The organism is Comamonas sp. lk (genome assembly GCF_900564145.1).
In the GTDB taxonomy this organism is placed as follows: domain Bacteria; phylum Pseudomonadota; class Gammaproteobacteria; order Burkholderiales; family Burkholderiaceae_C; genus Comamonas.
Genome location: NZ_UOOB01000001.1, coordinates 4012842 through 4031449 on the forward strand (window position 1 = coordinate 4012842; position 18608 = coordinate 4031449).

The following is an 18608-nucleotide window of genomic DNA, read 5'->3' on the forward strand; positions in this document are numbered from 1 at the left end:
CAAATTTGCTAGCTGCTTGCGCTTGTCAGCAGCGCTCAAGCGGCCACGGCAACCTTGTTCCAGCCGCCAATCTTTTCCAGCCAGCCCAGACCGGCTTCAGTGCCGTTGGCGGGCTTGTATTCGCAACCGATCCAGCCGTCATAGCCGATGCGATCCAGGTGTGCGAACAGGAAGGGGTAGTTGATCTCGCCCGTGCCTGGCTCGTTGCGGCCGGGGTTGTCGGCCAGCTGAATGTGGCCGATGCGGGCCAGCTGCTTTTGCATGGTCGCAGCCAGTTCGCCCTCCACGCGCTGCGCGTGGTAAATGTCGTACTGCACAAAAGCATTGGGCGCAGCCACTTCATCCAGGATGTCCAGAGCCTGGTCCGTGCGGTTCAGATAGAAGCCGGGAATATCAAAGGGGTTGATAGGCTCGATCAGCAGACGCACATTGGCCGCGCTCAATGCAGAAGCCGCAAAACGCAGGTTTTCCACAAAAGTGCGGCGCACCACGACGGGGTCGGAACCAGCGGGAACCTTGCCTGCCAGGCAGTTCAACTGCGGCACACCCAGGGCATGGGCATAGGTCACGGCCTTGGCCACGCCGGCGCGAAACTCATCCACGCGGTTGGGATCGCAGGCAATGCCACGCTCGCCGGCATCCCAGTCGCCAGCGGGCAGGTTGTGCAACACGATCTTCAGACCGGTAGCATTCAGGCGCTCCTGGATTTCTTCCACGCTGTGAGCGTAGGGAAAGAGGAATTCCACGGCTTCAAAGCCTGCGTTGGCGGCACGCTCGAAACGCTCGAGGAAGGGCACCTCGGTGAACAACATGCTCAGGTTGGCAGCAAAACGGGGCATGGTTTTGTCTCCAGATATCTCGTCAAAAGGGAAAAAAGGACAGAGCCAGGGCTCTGTCCTTGGCTGCTGATTTAGTCCAGCAGAGCCAGTGCGCTAGGCACGTCAGCGGAGCCGATGGCCAGGTCTTCGAATTCCATGACGTTGTCGATTTCAGCGCCCATGGAGATGTTGGTCACACGCTCCAGCACACATTCGATCACGACGGGAACCTTGAACTCGGTCATCCAGGCTTCGGCTTGCTTCATGGCAGGAGCGAAGTCCTCAGCCTTGTGAACGCGAATGGCCTTGCAACCCAGACCTTCGACGACCTTAACATGGTCAACACCGTAGCCATGGGTGGCTTCTTCTTCATTTGTGTTGATATTGTCGAACGCTAATTGCACGCAATAGTCGATGGAGAAAGCGCGCTGAGCCTGGCGAATCAGGCCCAGATAGCTGTTGTTCACCAGCACGTGAACATAGGGCAGCTTGAACTGTGCGCCCACGGCCAGCTCTTCGATCATGAACTGGAAGTCGTAGTCACCGGATAGGGCCACGATCTTGCGTGCCGGGTCCGCCACGCGCACGCCCAGGGCGGCGGGAGTGGTCCAGCCCAGAGGGCCGGCTTGACCGCAGTTGATCCAGCTACGTGGCTTGTACACGTGCAGGAACTGGGCACCGGCGATCTGCGACAGACCGATGGTGGACACGTAAGTCGTGTCGCGGTCCAGAGAGCGGTTCATGCACTGGTAGACGCGCTGTGGCTTCATCGGCACGTTGTCGAAGTTGGTCTTGCGCAGGAACTCGACGCTGTTCTTGCGACCCTGGCACTCGGCAACCCAGGTCTTGCGGCACTTGAGCTTGCCGGCAGCCTTCCACTCCTTGGCCACGGCAACGAATTGCTCCAGAGCAGCCTTGGCGTCGGAGACGATGCCGTAGTCAGGGGCAAACACGCGGCCGATTTGTGTGGGCTCGATGTCCACGTGCACAAACTTGCGACCCTTGGTGTAGACCTCGACCGAACCGGTGTGGCGGTTGGCCCAACGGTTGCCGATACCGAACACAAAGTCCGAAGCCAGCATCGTGGCGTTGCCATAACGGTGGCTGGTCTGCAGACCGCACATGCCGACCATCAGCGGGTGGTCGTCAGGGATGGTGCCCCAACCCATCAGCGTGGGGATCACGGGCACGTTCAGGATCTCGGCCAGCTCGACCATCAGGTCGGAAGCATCGGCGTTGATCACGCCACCGCCGGAGACCAGCAAAGGACGCTCGGATTCGTTGAGCATCTCGATCGCCTTCTCGGCTTGCTTGCGCGAAGCGGTAGGCTTGTACGCAGCCAGAGGCTCGTAGGTGTCGATGTCGAATTCGATTTCAGCCAGCTGCACGTCGATGGGCAGATCGATCAGCACGGGGCCGGGACGGCCGGAGCGCATCAGGTGGAAAGCTTGCTGGAAGGCGCGGGGCACTTGCGCAGGCTCCAGCACCGTGGTGGCCCACTTGGTCACGGGCTTGGCGATGGAAGCAATGTCCACGGCCTGGAAGTCTTCCTTGTGCAGACGCGAGCGGGGAGCTTGGCCGGTAATGCACAGGATTGGGATGGAGTCAGCGCTGGCCGAGTACAGGCCGGTAATCATGTCGGTGCCAGCAGGGCCGCTGGTGCCGATACACACGCCGATGTTGCCGGCAACGGCACGGGTGTAGCCTTCAGCCATGTGGCTTGCGCCTTCCACGTGACGGGCCAGGATGTGGCCGATGCCGCCGTGGCTCTTCATCGCTGCGTACATGGGGTTGATGGCCGCACCTGGCACACCAAACGTAACGGTAACACCTTCTTTTTCGAGCACCAGGACTGCTGCTTCGATTGCTTTCATTTTGGCCATGAGGTCTCCTTTAAACTGGATTCGACTTTAGTCAAGACCTTTGCTTGCCGGAAGCTGCTTGCAGACCATAAAATTTATTCCATTCAAGAATAAACAGGAGATAAAAGTCATGGACAGACTCGATGCCATGCACATGTTTGTGCGGGTGGTGGAGACCGGCAGCTTCACCAAAGTGGCGCAGGAATTCGCCACCACCCAGCCCACGGTCACCAAGCAGATTGCCGCCATGGAAGCGCGTCTGAAAGTGCGACTGCTCAACCGCAACACACGCGGCGTCAGCCTCACCGAAGCGGGAGCGCTGTACTACGAAAAATGCAAGATCATCGTCAACGATGTGGCCGAGGCCGAAAACGTGGTCAAGGTGCGCCAGACCCAGGTGCAAGGCCAGTTGCGCATAGGCAGCTCGGTCGCTTTCGGGCGTCGCGTGCTGATTCCGCTGACCATGGAGTTCATGAAGCACAACCCGCAGGTCCAGGTCGATCTGAGCTTTGAAGACCGCTACACCGATCTGGTGGCCAACGGCATCGATGTGGCGCTGCGTCTGGGCAAGCTGGCCGATTCATCGCTGGGCGCACGCATGCTGGGCGTGAACCCCTGGGTGCTGGTGGCATCGCCCAGCTATCTGAAAAAGCGCGGCACGCCGCGCAGACCCTCGGACCTCAAGGAACACGCCACGCTGATCTACAGCAGCGTGCAAGGCAATGATTTGTGGCGGCTGCGCAATCCCAGCGGCGAGCCGGTGTCGGTGCCGGTCACCGGCCCCCTGCGCTCCAACAACCTCTCGGCGCTACTGGCCGCCGCACGGCTGAACATGGGCATTGCCGCCCTGCCCCGCTATGTGGCGCACGACTCTCTGGCCGACGGCCGCGTGGTGGAAGTGCTCAAGACCTGTCGCCTGCCGGAGCAGGAGATTCACGCCGTCTACCCCTCGCCTCGCCTGGTGCCTCAAAAAGTGCAATCCTTCATCGCCTTTCTGCAAGGCAAGTTCGATGACACCTGGTGGGAAGAGTTGCCGCGCGGCGGCTGATGCGCAGCTATTAGGAAAAGAAGCAGCTACCGCACGTGTGGCGATAGCTGCAGGCCTTTAGATACTTGAAACCTCATCTGATAGAGCGCAAGGCGCTATCAAAACTGAGGCCACCCTCAAGCGCCAAATTCAGAGAATCAGGATGGCGCGGAAGTCGTTGACATTGGTGTGGGTAGGCCCCGTCACCACCAGATCGTCCAGCGCAGCAAAGTAGCCGTAGGCATCGTTGCGATCCAGATGATCGCTGATGCGCAGTTGCTTGTCCGCCGCACGTGCCAGCGTGCAAGGCGAGACGCGGGCGCCGGCATTGTCTTCCACCCCGTCAATGCCGTCGGTGTCCGCCGCCAGCGCCCAGACGCCTTCCTGGCCTTGCAGCGCTTGCGCCAGCCCCAGACAGAACTCGCCGGCTCGGCCGCCACGCCCCTTGGCTGCGCCCGGTTGGCGCGGGCGAATCGTCACCGTGGTTTCGCCGCCGGAGAGAATCACGCAGGGCTTGGCAAACGGTTGACCATGCTTGGCCACAGCGCGGGCCAGTGCGGCATGGACCTTGCCCACTTCACGCGATTCACCTTCGATTTCATCGGAGAGCACATGCACGGCCATACCGGCCTCGCGCGCCGCAGCGGCTGCAGCTTCCAGCGACTGCTGTGGCGTGGCGATCAGGTGCACCGCATGGCCTTCAAAGCGCGCATCGCCGGGCTTGGGCGTTTCCAGCTGACCGGCTTCCAGCGCTGCGCGCACGGATTCGGAAATGCTGATCTGATAGCGATTCAAGATTGCCAGTGCGTCAGCGCAAGTCGTGGCATCAGGCACCGTGGGGCCACTGGCGATCACCGAGGGATCGTCGCCGGGCACATCGCTGATGGTCAGCGTCACCACCTGGGCCGGATGGCAGGCCGCAGCCAGACGCCCACCCTTGATGCGCGACAGATGCTTGCGCACGCAGTTCATCTCGCCAATGGCGGCGCCGCTTTCCAGCAACGCCTTGTTGATGCGTTGCTTCTCGGCCAGGTCAATGCCTTGGGCGGGCAGGGTCAGCAAGGAGGAGCCGCCGCCCGAGATCAGGCAGATCACCAGATCGTCCGCCGTCAGGCCTTGAGTCAGCGCCAGAATGCGCTCGGCAGCGGCTAGTCCGGCCGCATCGGGCACGGGGTGGGCGGCTTCCACCACTTCCAGACGCACGGGCAGATCTTCGGGACGCGGAGGAATATGCTCGTAGCGAGTAACGACCAGGCCCGAGAGCGGAGCATCTGCCGGCCACAGCGCCTCCAGCGCCTGCGCCATGGAGCCGCCGGCCTTGCCGGCACCCAACACCAGCGTGCGGCCCTTGGGCGGCTTGGGCAGGTAGCGCGCCAGGCCTTCGATGGGCAGGGCATTGCGCACCGCCACCTCATACAGATGGCGCAGAAAACCTGCAGGGTCTTGCTGGGGCGATGGCACAGCGGCGCTCGCGCGAGAGGAGGTATTCTGAGCTTGCATAGTTCACGCATTGTGCAACCCGGCATTTTTGCCTCACAAGCGCGCAAACGTCACAACATTGATGATGATTCCGTCACCAATGGCTGCAAGCCGCGCCAGCCATGGGTTTGCGCGACTTCAAGGTATTCCGGAACCCGCTACTAGGGAAAAACGCCAAGTCCGGTCTACAGAAATTGTATACAAAACTTATTCTTCACCGCTATGATGAGCCTCATGGAAACTTCCACCACCAGTTTCATTGTCGAAAGCCTGACCAAGGCCATCGTCGAACACCGACTGATGCCTGGCACCAAGCTGGCCGAACAAAAGCTGGCCGATCACTTCGGCGTCTCGCGCACCCTGGTACGCCAGGCTCTGTTTCAGCTCTCGCAAAACCGCTTGATCCGCCTTGAACCCGCACGCGGCGCCTTTGTGGCCACCCCTTCGGTCGACGAGGCCCGCCAGGTGTTTGCCGTGCGCCGCATGCTGGAAGCCGAGATGGTGCGCAGCTTTGTGGCCCAACGCACTACGGCCAAGATTCGCGCCCTCAAGCAGCACGTGGCCGCCGAGAAAAAAGCCATGGAGTCCGAGGACGTGGGCCAGCGCACCGAGCTGCTGGGCGACTTTCACGTGCGCATGGCCGAGCTGATGGGCAACGAGGTGCTGGCCCAGTTGCTGGGAGAGCTGATTTCCCGCTGCGCACTGATCACGCTGATGTACCAGTCCAGCACCGCTGCAGAACACTCGCATGACGAGCACGCCGAGATCGTGACCGCACTGGCCGATGGCGATGCCGACCATGCCGTGCTGCTGATGCAGCAGCACTTAGACCACGTGGAAGCAGGCCTGACCTTCGACCGCGATTTGCCAACGAACGATTTATCGATGGCTCTTTCCTCTCTCGCACCATGATTTACGACGCCACCGCCTCCTATCCCCGCGACCTGCTTGGCTACGGTCGCCACACACCGCACCCGCAATGGCCTGGCAAGGCCCGCGTGGCCGTGCAATTTGTGCTCAATTACGAAGAAGGCGGTGAGAACTGCGTGCTGCACGGTGATCCGGCCAGCGAGCAGTTTTTGTCTGAAATGTTCAATCCGGCCGCCTACCCAGAGCGCCATATGAGCATGGAAGGCATTTATGAATACGGCTCGCGCGCTGGCGTGTGGCGCATCCTGCGCGAGTTTGAAAAACGCGGCCTGCCGCTGACGGTGTTTGGCGTGGCCACCGCCCTGCAAAAGCACCGCGAGCTGGCCCAGGCCTTTGCCGAGCTAGGCCATGAAGTGGCTTGCCACGGCCTCAAGTGGATTCACTACCAGGGCGTGCCTGCCGAGGTGGAACGCGCCCACATGGACCAATGCCTGGAAATCTTCGGCGAGCTGTACGGCCACGACGGCGACCACGGCCTGGGCTGGTATACCGGCCGCGACAGCCCCAACACCCACCGTATCGTGGCCGACAACGGCCGCTTCAGCTACGACAGCGACTACTACGGCGACGACCTGCCGTTCTGGATGAAGGTAGGCAAGAGCGACGGCAGCACCCGCAACCAGCTGATCGTGCCCTACACCCTGGACTGCAACGACATGCGCTTTGCCCTGCCCCAGGGCTACTCGTATGCCGACCCGTTTTTCCAGTATCTGAAGGACACCTTCGATGTCCTGTACGCCGAAGGCGATGCCAACGGCGACGATGCCCCCAAGATGATGAGCATAGGCATGCACTGCCGCCTGCTGGGTCGCCCCGGCCGCATCACGGCGCTGCAGCGCTTCCTCGATCACATCCAACAGCACGACAAGGTGTGGGTGTGCCGCCGTATTGATTTGGCTCGCCACTGGGCAGAGCGTTTCCCTTGCAAGGATTGATAGCGACATGGCTTTGACGCTGGAACAACTGAACGCCGCAGATGCGGCCACCGCCACCGAACTGCTCGACGGTCTGTACGAGCATTCGCCCTGGATTGCCGCCAAGGCGCTGGAGCAGCGCCCTTTCAAATCCATGGCCCATATCAAGCACGCCATGGCCCAGGTGCTGGCCGAGGCCAGCGAGCAGTCCAAGCTTGATCTGATCCGCGCTCACCCGGAGCTGGCCGGCAAGCAGATGGAGACCAACACGCTCACGGCCGAATCGACCAATGAGCAGACCAAGGCGGGTTTGACCAACTGCACGCCCGAAGAGCTGGAGCACATCCGCAAGCTCAACGCAGAATACGGCCAGCGCTTTGGTTTCCCCTTCATCCTGGCGGTACGCGGTCCGCGCGGTGCAGGCCTGTCCAAGGCCGAGATCATGGCGACCTTCGAGCGCCGCATCTTCAATCACCCGGCCTACGAACAAGCCGAAGCACTGCGCAATATTCACCGCATTGCCGAAATCCGCCTGAACGACAAGTTCGGCTACCAGCCCGTGGATGGCAACGAGGTCTGGGATTGGCAGGAACGCCTGGCCACCCACAGCGACCCCGGCTATGCCGAAAAAGGCCAGCTCACCGTCACCTATCTGACCGACGCCCACCGTGCCTGCGCCCAGCGCATCAGCCACTGGATGCGCGAAGTCGGCTTTGACGAAGTCGAAATCGACGCCGTGGGCAATGTGGTGGGCCGCTACAAGGCTGCCACCGAAGGCGCCAAGACCCTGCTGACCGGCAGCCACTACGACACCGTGCGCAACGGCGGCAAGTACGACGGCCGTCTGGGCATCTTCGTGCCCATGGCCTGCGTGCAGCAGCTGCACAAGCAGGGCAAGCGTCTGCCCTTCAACATCGAAGTGGTGGGCTTTGCCGAAGAAGAAGGCCAGCGCTACAAGGCCACCTTCCTGGGCTCCGGTGCTCTGGTGGGCGACTTCAAGCAGGAATGGCTGGAGCAAAAGGATGCCGACGGCATCACCTTGCGCGAAGCCATGCTGCATGCCGGTCTGTGCATTGACGACATCCCCAAGCTGGAGCGCGATCCCGCCAAGTACCTGGGCTTCATCGAAGTGCATATCGAGCAGGGCCCGGTGCTCAACGAGCTGGACATTCCTCTGGGCATCGTCACCTCCATCAACGGCAGCGCCCGCTACGTCTGCGAGTTCATCGGCATGGCCAGCCACGCCGGCACCACGCCCATGGACCGCCGCCGCGACGCTGCCGCCGGTGTGGCCGAGCTGTCGCTGTATATAGAAAAGCGTGCCGGCCAGGATGGCGACAGCGTGGCCACCATCGGCCAGCTGAACGTGCCCTCGGGTTCGGTCAACGTGGTGCCCGGCCGCTGCCAGTTCTCGCTGGATCTGCGCGCCCCTACCAACGAGCAGCGCGACGCCATGATCAACGACATCATGGCCGAGATGGCAGCCATCGCCGAGCGCCGCGGCCTGCGCTTCACCACCGATCTGTCCATGAAGGCTGCCGCTGCTCCCAGCGCACCCGAATGGCAAAAGCGCTGGGAAAACGCCGTGGATGCCCTGGGTGTGCCCTTGTTCCGCATGCCCAGCGGCGCCGGCCACGATGCCATGAAGCTACACGAAATCATGCCCCAGGCCATGCTGTTCGTGCGCGGCCTGAACGCCGGCATCAGCCACAACCCGCTGGAGTCTTCCACCTCCGACGACATGCAACTGTCGGTGGATGCCTTCACTCACGTCCTTCATCAACTGGCTCAAGAACAGCAATGACCAATATGAACCAAGACAAGCAAGCCACTTACGCCGCCATCGACGCATGGATTGATCAGCATTTCGACGAAGAAGTGCGCTTTCTGCAAGCCATGGTGCAAGTGCCTACCGATACGCCTCCAGGCAACAATGCGCCCCACGCCGAGCGCACGGCCGAGCTGATCAAGACCTTTGGCTTTGATGCCGAAAAGCATGTGGTGCCCGAAGCCGATGTGAAGGCCTACGGCATGGAGTCCATCACCAATCTGATCGTGCGCCGCCAGTATGGTGACGGCGGCAAGACCATTGCCCTGAACGCCCACGGCGACGTGGTGCCTCCAGGCGAAGGCTGGAGCAAGAACCCCTATGGCGCCGAGATCGAGGACGGCAAGCTTTACGGCCGCGCCGCTGCCGTGAGCAAGAGCGACTTTGCCAGCTTCACCTACGCCGTGCGTGCCCTGGAAGCCGTGGCCAAGCCAGTCAAGGGCGCAGTTGAACTGCACTACACCTATGACGAAGAGTTCGGCGGCCTGATGGGCCCCGGCTGGCTGCTGGAAAAAGGCCTGACCAAGCCCGATCTGATGATTGCCGCCGGCTTCAGCTACGAAGTCGTGACTGCCCACAACGGCTGCCTGCAGATGGAAATCACCGTGCAAGGCAAGATGGCCCACGCCGCCGTGCCCCACACCGGTGTGGACGCCCTGCAAGCCGCCGTGGTGCTGATGAACGCTCTGTACGCAGAAAACACCAAGTACAAGCAAGTCACTTCGCAAGTGCCTGGCATCAAGCACCCCTATCTGAACATCGGCCGCATTGACGGCGGCACCAACACCAATGTGGTGCCCGGCAAGGTCATGCTCAAGATCGACCGCCGCATGATTCCCGAAGAGAACCCCGTGGAAGTCGAAGCCAGCATCCGCGCCGTGATCGCCCAGGCCATTGCCGACTTCAACACCCAGGGCGGCTACACCGGTGAAGACGCTGTGCGCGTGGACATCAAGCGCCTGCTGCTGGCCAACGCCATGACGCCTCTGGACGGCAACAAGCCTCTGGTGGACGCCATCCAGACCCACGGCGAAGCCATCTTCGGCGAAAAGCCCCCTGCAGTGGGCACGCCCCTGTACACCGACGTGCGCCTGTATGTCGAGCGCGGCATTCCCGGCGTGATTTACGGCGCCGGCCCCCGCACCGTGCTGGAATCGCACGCCAAGCGCTCCGACGAGCGTCTGGTGCTGGAAGACCTGCGCCGCGCCACCAAGGTGGTGGCCCGTTCGCTGGTGGATCTGACGGCGTAAGGTTTCCCCCTGAGCGGCTCCGCCTAGGCGGCCCCGCCGCTTCCCCCCAAAGGGGACGGCAGCATCGCCGCAGGGCGGCCTTTGCTTGCTGCCTCTCACTCGAGGCATGCCTGTTTGAAGGTCTGTGCTCTTTTCACAAGCCCGGTTTTCCGGGCTTTGTTTTTTAGCGCTCCCGCAGCGCAGCCGGCCAGATTTCCGCGTGACTCAAATCCACATGCTGCTGCAGAAAATCCAGCACGGCCCGGGTACGCGTGGGCAACTGACCCGGCTTGCCTACATACACGGCATGTATGGGCTCCAGATCGCCACAGTTGAAGTCTTCCAGCACCCCCTTGAGCCGCCCGGCATGCAAATCATCCCAGGCGTGGTACAGCGACAGACGTGCCAGACCGGCACCTGCCAGCGCCAGCGCACACATGGCCTCGCCATCGTTGACACGCAACACCTCGCCCATGCTCACGGCCCGCTTTTGGCCGTCGATCACAAACGGCCAGTGGGGCACGGCACGCGGGTAATTCCAGCCTATGCGCACATGCTGTGCCAGATCATCGGGATGCTGCGGCGTTCCGCGCCGCGCCAGATAGGCTGGCGAAGCCACAATCACCTGGCGCGTACGCCCCAGGCGGCGAGCCACCACGTCTGAAGATGGTAATTGCCCCCAACGCAAGGCAATATCTGCGCGTGCCGCTATCAAATCCACTACCTGGTCGGTAAAACTCAGATCCAGTTGCAGGCCGGGCCAGGTCTCCATGAGGCGGGAGACCAGGGGCACCAGCAAGCGCTGCCCCGTGGTGGAGCTGGCATTGATACGCACCACGCCCGTAGGCTGGCCCTGCTGGGTGATGGAGGACTCGAGCGCCATCCAGTCCGTCAGCAGCTGCTTGCCGCTCTCCAGCAATTGCTCGCCTTCCGCCGTCAACTCCAGCCGCCGGGTGCTGCGGCGCAGCAGCTGCACACCCAAGCGGGCCTCCAGCCGCGCCACGATCTTGCTGACCGCCGACGGCGAGACGTCGCGCGCACGTGCCGCCGCAGAAAAGCTGCCCAGCTGGGCAACCTGCACAAAGGTCTGCAGCTCGGCAAAGCGGTTGATCTCCAGCCCGGCAGCTTGTGCGAGCGGAGCCAATGGCGGAAAAACGGGGTTTGATTTCGGCATAAGCAAGATGGTATTCACTCCATTAATTCCATGAAGGAACAAATGCATTTCCAGGCGACGGGCTACCGCCAGTCACTCGGAAGGTTCACAGTGCAGTCCTTCTCGGAATATTCTCAAAGGACTTTCATGCCAGCCGCCTTGCTTGCCTTGGCCGCCGGAGCCTTCGGCATCGGCACCACGGAATTCATCATCATGGGTCTGCTCACCCAGGTCAGCCAGGATTTGCAGATCTCCATTCCCACGGCGGGCACGCTGATCTCCGGCTATGCCCTGGGCGTGGCCGTGGGCGCGCCCGTGCTCACCCTGCTGACCCGCCAATGGCCTCGCAAGCGCCTGCTGCTGGCGCTACTGGCCATCTTCATCGCCGGCAACGTAGCGGCGACATTCGCCACCAGCTATGAATGGCTGCTGGCCGCACGCTTGCTGACTTCGCTGACCCATGGCACTTTCTTTGGCGTCGGTGCCGTGGTGGCCACAGGGCTGGTGGCGCCGGAGAAGAAAGCATCGGCGATTGCGCTGATGTTCTCGGGCCTGACGCTGGCCACCTTGCTGGGCGTGCCTGCTGGTGCCTGGATTGGTCAGCACTTCGGCTGGCGCATGGCTTTTGTGGCCGTCTCCATCATCGGCGTGCTGGCCATGGGCATTGTGGCGCTGCTGGTGCCGCGCCAGATTGCCGCATCCGGCCCGCAAAGTCTGGCGCAGGAGTTGGCCGTGCTGCGCAAGCCCCAGCTGTGGCTGGGCCTGGCGATTACCGTCATCGGCTTTGCCGGGGTGTTTGCGCTCTATACCTATATAGAGCCGCTGTTGACCCAGGTGACGCATATGGACAACCAATGGGTCGCCGCCACTTTGCTGCTGTTCGGTGCGGGCCTGGCCCTGGGCAACCACGCAGGCGGCAAGCTGGCCGACCGCTTTGGCACGCGGCACGCGCTGCTGGTCTCGCTTGCCGCCCTGCTATTGGTGCTGCTTGCCGGACGCTGGGCCTTTGACCAGGCCGCCGTGGCCATGCTTTATGTGCTGGTGCTGGGCATTGCCGCTTTCGCCACCGTGGCTCCCATGCAGATGTATGTGCTGCAGGCCACCGAAGGCAGCCCCTCCAATCTGGCCTCCAGTCTCAATATCGCCAGCTTCAATGTGGGCAACGCCCTGGGCGCCTGGCTGGGCGGTGCGGTCATCAGCCACGGCCTGAACCTCACATCGATTGCCTGGGCTGCCACGGCTCTGGCAGCCGCCGGCCTGGCCCTGGCTGCGGCCACACCCAGACAGAGCAGCGCTTGCCAGACAGGTCCGGCACTGGCCTGAACTCCCCGGTGCGAATTCAGCGCGGTTTGCCTGGTGCAAGCCGCGCTTTTTTTGCCTGGGCCTTCATCGCAGCGCGGCAGAGCGCAGTCACCTCAATGCAGCACCTCATCCCTTGAAACCGTGCTTATGCGTTTCACCGCATCAATTCAGGGCATTTACCGAGTTTTCAGTGGGCCCGATCAATGCAATCATGCCAACGCGTGCATTCAGGAGCATGGGCTTTTAGACACAGCAGGTTTCAACTGCCCCAACTTTCATCCGCATAAGCGGGCCTTATTCACCGGAAATTGCATATGGCGCAATGTTTGCTATGAATAAAAGAGCGCCAAGCGCTTGCTGCATTTCATATCCAAACTTAATTTCGATAAAAAATCGCTATGAATCTGCGTAACGTGCTTTCATTTCAATAGCAACAGCCATTTGATTGCCATGGTTATGCAGCAAACGCATATAGCTTGACGTTTGCGCCGCAACGGGATTTTTAAGCAGGGTTTACCGGTAGTTGTTCGCCGTTATGACCTGTATACACTTTTTGTATGGATTGCAGCGAGTACGACATTCGTGCGCAAACCTGATCCCAATACGGAGTGAGGAGATAAGTTTTATGACATCAACCGTGCATCCCGTGGATGAAGTCTTGCCAGCCGGCAAGCTCACCGCACTCGGCCTGCAACACGTGCTCGTCATGTATGCGGGCGCCGTGGCCGTTCCGCTGATCGTGGGCCGTGCCCTCAACCTGCCGCCTGAACAGGTGGCGCATCTGATCTCGGCCGACTTGTTCGTCTGCGGTCTGGTCACCCTGATCCAGGCCATGGGCGCAACCCAGTGGTTCGGTATCAAGCTGCCCGTCATGATGGGCGTGACCTTTGCCTCCGTGGCTCCCATGGTGGCGATTGCCCAGTCCACCGGCGGCAACGCAGGAGCGGGGCTGATCTTCGGTTCGGTGATAGGCGCGGGCGTGGTGTCCATCATCATCGCCCCGGCCATCAGTCGCATGCTGCGCTTCTTCCCGCCCGTCGTGACCGGCACCATCATTGCCGTCATCGGCATCAGCCTGATGCGCGTGGGTATCAACTGGATCTTCGGCAACCCCGTAGGCCCGACAGCTCCCAGCGTGCCCAACCCCGAACACCTGAAGTGGCTGGCCGAAGCGCAAGCCATGGCGGGCGCCCCCGGCTCCTCGCTGCCTGCCGTGCCCAAGGGTTTCTCGGTGCTGCCCACCGTGCCCAACCCCAAGTACGCAGACCTGAGCGGCGCCGCCGTATCGGCCGTGGTGCTGATCTCCATCCTCTTGATCGCACGCTTTGCCAAGGGCTTTATCGCCAACATCTCGGTGCTGCTGGGCATCTTGATCGGCGGCGTGATCTCGGTCGCCATGGGTCTGATGAACTTCGACAAGGTTGCCAAGGCCGAATGGTTCACACTGATCCTGCCCTTTGACATCGCCATGCCCGTGTTCGACCCCATCATGATCCTGACCATGAGCCTGGTGATGGTGGTGGTGATGATTGAATCGACCGGCATGTTCCTGGCCCTGGGCGACATGACCAAGCGCGAAATCACGCAGGACGATCTGACCCGCGGTCTGCGCACCGACGGCCTCGGCACGCTGATCGGCGGCATCTTCAACACCTTCCCCTACACCAGCTTCTCGCAAAACGTGGGCCTGGTGGCCGTGACGGGCGTGATGAGCCGCTGGGTCTGCGTGGCCGGTGGCGCCATCCTCATCGTGCTGGGCGTGCTGCCCAAGATGGGCGCGCTGATCGAATCCCTGCCCACCGTGGTGCTGGGCGGCGCAGGTCTGGTGATGTTCGGCATGGTGGCCTCCACCGGCATCCGCATCCTGTCCAACGTCGACTTCCGCAACAACAAGCACAACGCCATGATCGTGGCCGTGTCCATCGGTGTAGGAATGATTCCCTTGGTTGCGCCTAATTTCCGTCAATGGATGCCCCATTCCATCCATCCGCTGATTGAATCCGGTATCCTGCTGGCTTCGATTACCGCTGTGGCACTGAATCTTTTCTTCAATGGGGCCGCCAAAGACAACAGCGCTGCCATCAACGCAGCGCGCCAGGCTGACGCCCACTGAGCTGCAGCCTAGTTTAGGAACCGCTGGCTTACCCGCCAGCCCGCCCCCTGTCGCAGTGCATAGCGCCAGGGGGTTTGTTGTCAGTGCACTTCGGGCAAAACTGACCTGACCCAAAACCTTCTCGCCATCCGGTAAGCTCAGAGACGCCACTTGCTGATATTTTTCGTATGACACAAAACCTGTCCACCGCCGAACAAGCCCTGCGCGATGCGGCCCGCGAATACCACCGCAGCCCCGTCAAGGGCAAGATTTCCGTCACGCCCACCAAGCCTCTGTCCAACCAGCGCGATCTGTCGCTGGCCTACTCGCCCGGCGTGGCCTACCCCTGCCTGGATATCGAAGCCGATCCTTCCACCGCCTCCGAGTACACCGCACGCGGCAACTTGGTGGGCGTGATCACCAACGGCACCGCCGTGCTGGGCCTGGGCGATATCGGCCCTCTGGCCTCCAAGCCCGTGATGGAAGGCAAAGGCTGCCTGTTCAAGAAGTTTGCCGGCGTGGACGTGTTCGACATCGAACTGGCCGAGCGCGACCCCGATAAGCTCATCGACATCATTGCGGCCATGGAGCCCACCCTGGGCGGCATCAACCTTGAAGACATCAAGGCGCCAGAGTGCTTCTATATCGAGCAAGAGCTGTCCAAGCGCATGAACATTCCCGTGTTCCATGACGACCAGCACGGCACGGCCATCATCTCCAGCGCCGCCCTGTTGAACGGCCTGGAACTGGTGGGCAAGGAAATCGGCGCGGTGAAGGTCGCCGTCTCCGGCGCCGGCGCTGCCGCCATTGCCTGCGTGAACGTCATGGTGGGCCTGGGGATCAAGCGTGAAAACGTCTTCATGTGCGACTCCAAGGGCGTGATCTATGAAGGCCGCCCCGGCGGTCTGGACGCATCCAAGGCCCAGTACGCTCAAAAGACCGAAGCCCGCACACTGGCCGATGCCGTGGATGGCGCCGATGTCTTCCTGGGCTGCTCCGCCCCTGGCGTGCTGACGGCCGACATGGTCAAGACCATGGCCGACAAGCCAATCATCCTGGCCCTGGCCAACCCCGAGCCTGAAATCCGCCCCGAACTGGCCAAGGCCATTCGTCCGGATTGCATTATGGCCACCGGCCGCTCGGACTACCCCAACCAGGTCAACAACGTCCTGTGCTTCCCCTACATCTTCCGTGGTGCCCTCGATTGCGGCGCCACCAAGATCACCGAAGCCATGAAGCTGGCCTGCGTGCGCGAAATCGCCGCACTGGCCAAGCAAGACGTCAGCGATGAAGTCGCCGCCGCCTACCAGGGCAAGGAACTGACCTTCGGCCCCGACTACCTGATCCCCACGCCTTTCGATACGCGCCTGATTCTGCGTATCGCTCCTGCCGTGGCCCAGGCAGCCGCCGAATCCGGTGTGGCCACCCGCCCCATCGAAGACATCGCCGCCTACCGCGAAAGCCTGACTCGCTTCGTCTACCAGACCAGCATGTTCATGCGCCCCGTGTTTGCTGCCGCCAAGGCCAACCAGCAACGCGTGGCCTATGCCGAAGGTGAAGACGAGCGCGTGCTGCGCGCCGTGCAAGTGGCAGTGGACGACGGCCTGGCCAAGCCCATCCTGATCGGCCGTCCCGCCGTCATTGAAGCCCGCATTGCCAAGGCCGGTCTGCGCATCGTGCCCGGCAAGGACGTGGAAATCTGCAACCCAGAAGATGACCCACGCTTCCGCCAGTACTGGGAAACCTACCACAAGCTCATGGGCCGCGATGGCGTGACGCCCGAGGCTGCCAAGGCTGCCGTGCGCCGCTCCAACACCCTGATCGCCGCGCTGATGGTGCATCTGGGTGATGCCGATGCCATGCTCTGCGGTCTGGTCGGTCGCTTCGACAGCCACCTGATGCATCTGCAAGATGTACTGGGCCTCAAGCAAGGCGCCAACGAATTCGCCACGGTCAACGCCGTCATGCTTGAATCCGGCACCCTGTTCATCGCTGATACCTATATCAACGAAGATCCGACAGCCGAAGAGCTGGCCGAAATCGCCAAGATGGCTGCCGATGAAGTGGCCCGCTTCGGCCTGCCACCCAAGGTTGCCTTCCTCTCGCACAGCAACTACGGCTCCTCGACCCGTGGTTCCGCCCGCAAGATGCGCGCTGCCCGCGACATCTTCGCTGCCGCCAACCCCGGCATCGAATGCGATGGCGAAATGCACGGCGACGCAGCCCTCTCGCCCGAAGTGCGTAACCGTTCGCTGCTGGACTCCAGCCTGCACGGCGAAGCCAATGTGCTGATCTGCCCCAATCTGGACGCAGCGAACATTCTGTTCAACGTGCTCAAGACCACCGGCGGCCACGGCACCACCATCGGCCCCATCCTCATGGGTGGCGCAGCCTCGGCCCACGTGCTCACCCCCTCCTCCACCGTGCGCCGCGTTGTCAACATGACGGCTCTGGCTGCGGCACAGGCCATCACCTTGCGTGCCTGACGCCTAACTGGCAAAGCGGGTTTGACACCTGCTCAAAACAAAATGCCCTTCGGGGCGTTTTTTCGTTGGGCACTGAAACCAGGATCGCTGAACCGCCAACTCAGGCAAGGCATGGCGCAGCAACTGAGCACGGCCTGCACGGCCATCCAGCTTGATGCCAGTTATAGAACTTCAAAGAAATAGGCTTTAGCGCAATAAATACATACGCATTACGCTATATTTTCAATAGCAAAAGTTGCAACCCACTGAACGGCGCTTCAAATGCACCGAATTGCAAGTTTGCTCACAATCCTTGTGTAGAATCGGCGCATCCGGAGGTTTGGGTGAGTGGTTTAAACCAGCAGTCTTGAAAACTGCCGAAGGAGTGATCCTTCCGTGAGTTCGAATCTCACAGCCTCCGCCACAAAAACAACTAAGCCCTTGTTTTCAAGGGCTTTTTTGTTTTTATCGCAAAAACATCTACCATCCCATCTACCATCAAATTTGCACTTGATTCCAACCGAATCACACTGATCTGGACCAGAGCAAGGATGTGCGCTTCCCGCGGATGCCGGTCATCGCTGACTTCCATTCCGCTCGAAGCTACCTAGTCATGCTTGAGTTGACCAGCGGCAGCATGCGACCATTGGCGTCATCGGAGCTTTGACGACCGATAGCTTGTGTTCAGCGGGTGCGGCCGATCGGCGTTGGCGGCCAGGCTCACGGCGTCGGCTGCATCGCTGTCATTCGGGCGAATGCAGCTGCGTCGATGCGGTGTCAGGTTTCACCAGGAAAGTGGCCTCGGCATCGCAGGGCCTTCCGGCGGCATTCCGAAAGACCACTATGCGGCGTTGCGAACTTCCGGCCCCGACCCAATGCAGCTAACTGAGTGTGCGATTGAGTGACCCGGAAGCATTCAGCGGCGTGCGAACATAGGCGATCGCTGATGTGCAGCGGACAACGACCATCAAGTGCAGGCAGCAGCCCATTCAACGCCCTAAGTGCGTGGATGCTGGCCCCATCTGAGGCGGGCCGATCTCAAAGAAACGATGCAGTCCAAGAGGACGCACATCGCTTCTTTTTTGTTTTGAGGAGTATTTAGGTAGCAGCACAACGCCATCTGCTGAACCTGAAATACGACAAACAAGGCCGCCCTATGCCCAGTCGATTTCATCCAACCAAATGGAGGTCTTTTTTAGCAGCCTGTTGCAACACATTACCGACAGACAGCTCGTCAGGGCAACCGATGCGCAGTTGGACGACGTGCTGGGCGGGCTCATCTACCTGGCCAGCGATGCCGCCGCGATGGTGACCGGCTCCGCATTGCTGATCGATGGCGGGTGGACCACCGCCGACTGAACCACACCCCACCTGCAGCATGGCTGCTGCGACTCGTTTGCCAAGCTTGATGTACAACGTCACCGCTCGGATTCGAGCTTCGTATGAATACATGAACTACCTCTCAGTAATCCAAGATTTCATCTGCATCCCCCGAAATCCCCCGAAGTC

General features: G+C 61.3%; 13 protein-coding genes and 1 tRNA gene. 10 read left to right on the forward strand and 4 right to left on the reverse strand.

What is annotated here, in order from left to right:
* Window positions 1–35 precede the first annotated feature (35 nt).
* The gene (gene hyi / locus EAO39_RS18290) at window positions 36–839 is read right to left on the reverse strand and encodes a hydroxypyruvate isomerase (protein ID WP_120970363.1); all 804 of its coding nucleotides are present in this window, start codon (window positions 837–839) and stop codon (window positions 36–38) included.
* 71 nt (window positions 840–910) lie between these two features.
* Window positions 911–2701 carry a glyoxylate carboligase gene (gene gcl, locus EAO39_RS18295; protein ID WP_120970365.1) on the reverse strand — a complete coding sequence of 597 codons (1791 nt, stop codon included), beginning with the start codon at window positions 2699–2701 and terminating at the stop codon, window positions 911–913.
* 109 nt (window positions 2702–2810) lie between these two features.
* Between gcl and EAO39_RS18300 the strand changes: the two genes are divergently transcribed.
* Window positions 2811–3728 (forward strand): LysR family transcriptional regulator, encoded by a 918-nt coding sequence (locus tag EAO39_RS18300; RefSeq protein WP_120970367.1) that lies wholly within the window; start codon window positions 2811–2813, stop codon window positions 3726–3728.
* Window positions 3729–3857: 129 nt separating this feature from the next.
* Here EAO39_RS18300 and EAO39_RS18305 read toward each other — a convergent pair whose 3' ends face one another.
* On the reverse strand, window positions 3858–5207 hold the full coding sequence (locus EAO39_RS18305; RefSeq protein ID WP_120970369.1) for a glycerate kinase: 1350 nt from the start codon (window positions 5205–5207) through the stop codon (window positions 3858–3860).
* Window positions 5208–5420: 213 nt separating this feature from the next.
* On the opposite strand from EAO39_RS18305, the gene EAO39_RS18310 reads away from it, so the two are divergent.
* From EAO39_RS18310 to EAO39_RS18325, 4 genes are read left to right on the forward strand one after another with little or no spacing between them, the layout of a single operon-like run.
* Window positions 5421–6098, forward strand: a complete 678-nt coding sequence (locus tag EAO39_RS18310) for a GntR family transcriptional regulator (protein WP_120970371.1) — start codon at window positions 5421–5423, stop codon at window positions 6096–6098.
* Window positions 6095–7051 carry an allantoinase PuuE gene (puuE, locus tag EAO39_RS18315; protein ID WP_120970373.1) on the forward strand — a complete coding sequence of 319 codons (957 nt, stop codon included), beginning with the start codon at window positions 6095–6097 and terminating at the stop codon, window positions 7049–7051. The genes EAO39_RS18310 and puuE overlap by 4 nt, the downstream gene beginning before the upstream one ends.
* Before the next feature lie 7 nt (window positions 7052–7058).
* Window positions 7059–8834 carry a 2-oxo-4-hydroxy-4-carboxy-5-ureidoimidazoline decarboxylase gene (gene uraD, locus EAO39_RS18320; protein WP_120970375.1) on the forward strand — a complete coding sequence of 592 codons (1776 nt, stop codon included), beginning with the start codon at window positions 7059–7061 and terminating at the stop codon, window positions 8832–8834.
* Window positions 8831–10108, forward strand: coding sequence for an ArgE/DapE family deacylase (locus tag EAO39_RS18325; protein ID WP_120970377.1), 1278 nt, complete (start codon window positions 8831–8833; stop codon window positions 10106–10108). The genes uraD and EAO39_RS18325 overlap by 4 nt, the downstream gene beginning before the upstream one ends.
* Window positions 10109–10271: 163 nt before the next feature.
* Here the strand turns inward: EAO39_RS18325 and EAO39_RS18330 are convergent, their stop codons facing one another.
* The gene (locus EAO39_RS18330) at window positions 10272–11261 is read right to left on the reverse strand and encodes a LysR family transcriptional regulator (protein ID WP_120970379.1); all 990 of its coding nucleotides are present in this window, start codon (window positions 11259–11261) and stop codon (window positions 10272–10274) included.
* A 126-nt stretch (window positions 11262–11387) separates the two neighbouring features.
* On the opposite strand from EAO39_RS18330, the gene EAO39_RS18335 reads away from it, so the two are divergent.
* The 5 genes from EAO39_RS18335 to EAO39_RS22735 all read left to right on the forward strand — a co-directional run bounded on the left by EAO39_RS18335 (window position 11388) and on the right by EAO39_RS22735 (window position 18458).
* Window positions 11388–12563 (forward strand): MFS transporter, encoded by a 1176-nt coding sequence (locus EAO39_RS18335; protein WP_120970381.1) that lies wholly within the window; start codon window positions 11388–11390, stop codon window positions 12561–12563.
* Window positions 12564–13167: 604 nt separating this feature from the next.
* Window positions 13168–14655 carry a nucleobase:cation symporter-2 family protein gene (locus tag EAO39_RS18340; protein WP_120970383.1) on the forward strand — a complete coding sequence of 496 codons (1488 nt, stop codon included), beginning with the start codon at window positions 13168–13170 and terminating at the stop codon, window positions 14653–14655.
* Between the two features lie 167 nt (window positions 14656–14822).
* The gene (locus EAO39_RS18345) at window positions 14823–17120 is read left to right on the forward strand and encodes an NADP-dependent malic enzyme (RefSeq protein WP_120970385.1); all 2298 of its coding nucleotides are present in this window, start codon (window positions 14823–14825) and stop codon (window positions 17118–17120) included.
* Between the two features lie 313 nt (window positions 17121–17433).
* Window positions 17434–17523, forward strand: a tRNA-Ser gene (locus EAO39_RS18350).
* Between the two features lie 782 nt (window positions 17524–18305).
* On the forward strand, window positions 18306–18458 hold the full coding sequence (locus EAO39_RS22735; RefSeq protein WP_162989460.1) for a hypothetical protein: 153 nt from the start codon (window positions 18306–18308) through the stop codon (window positions 18456–18458).
* Window positions 18459–18608: the final 150 nt, after the last annotated feature.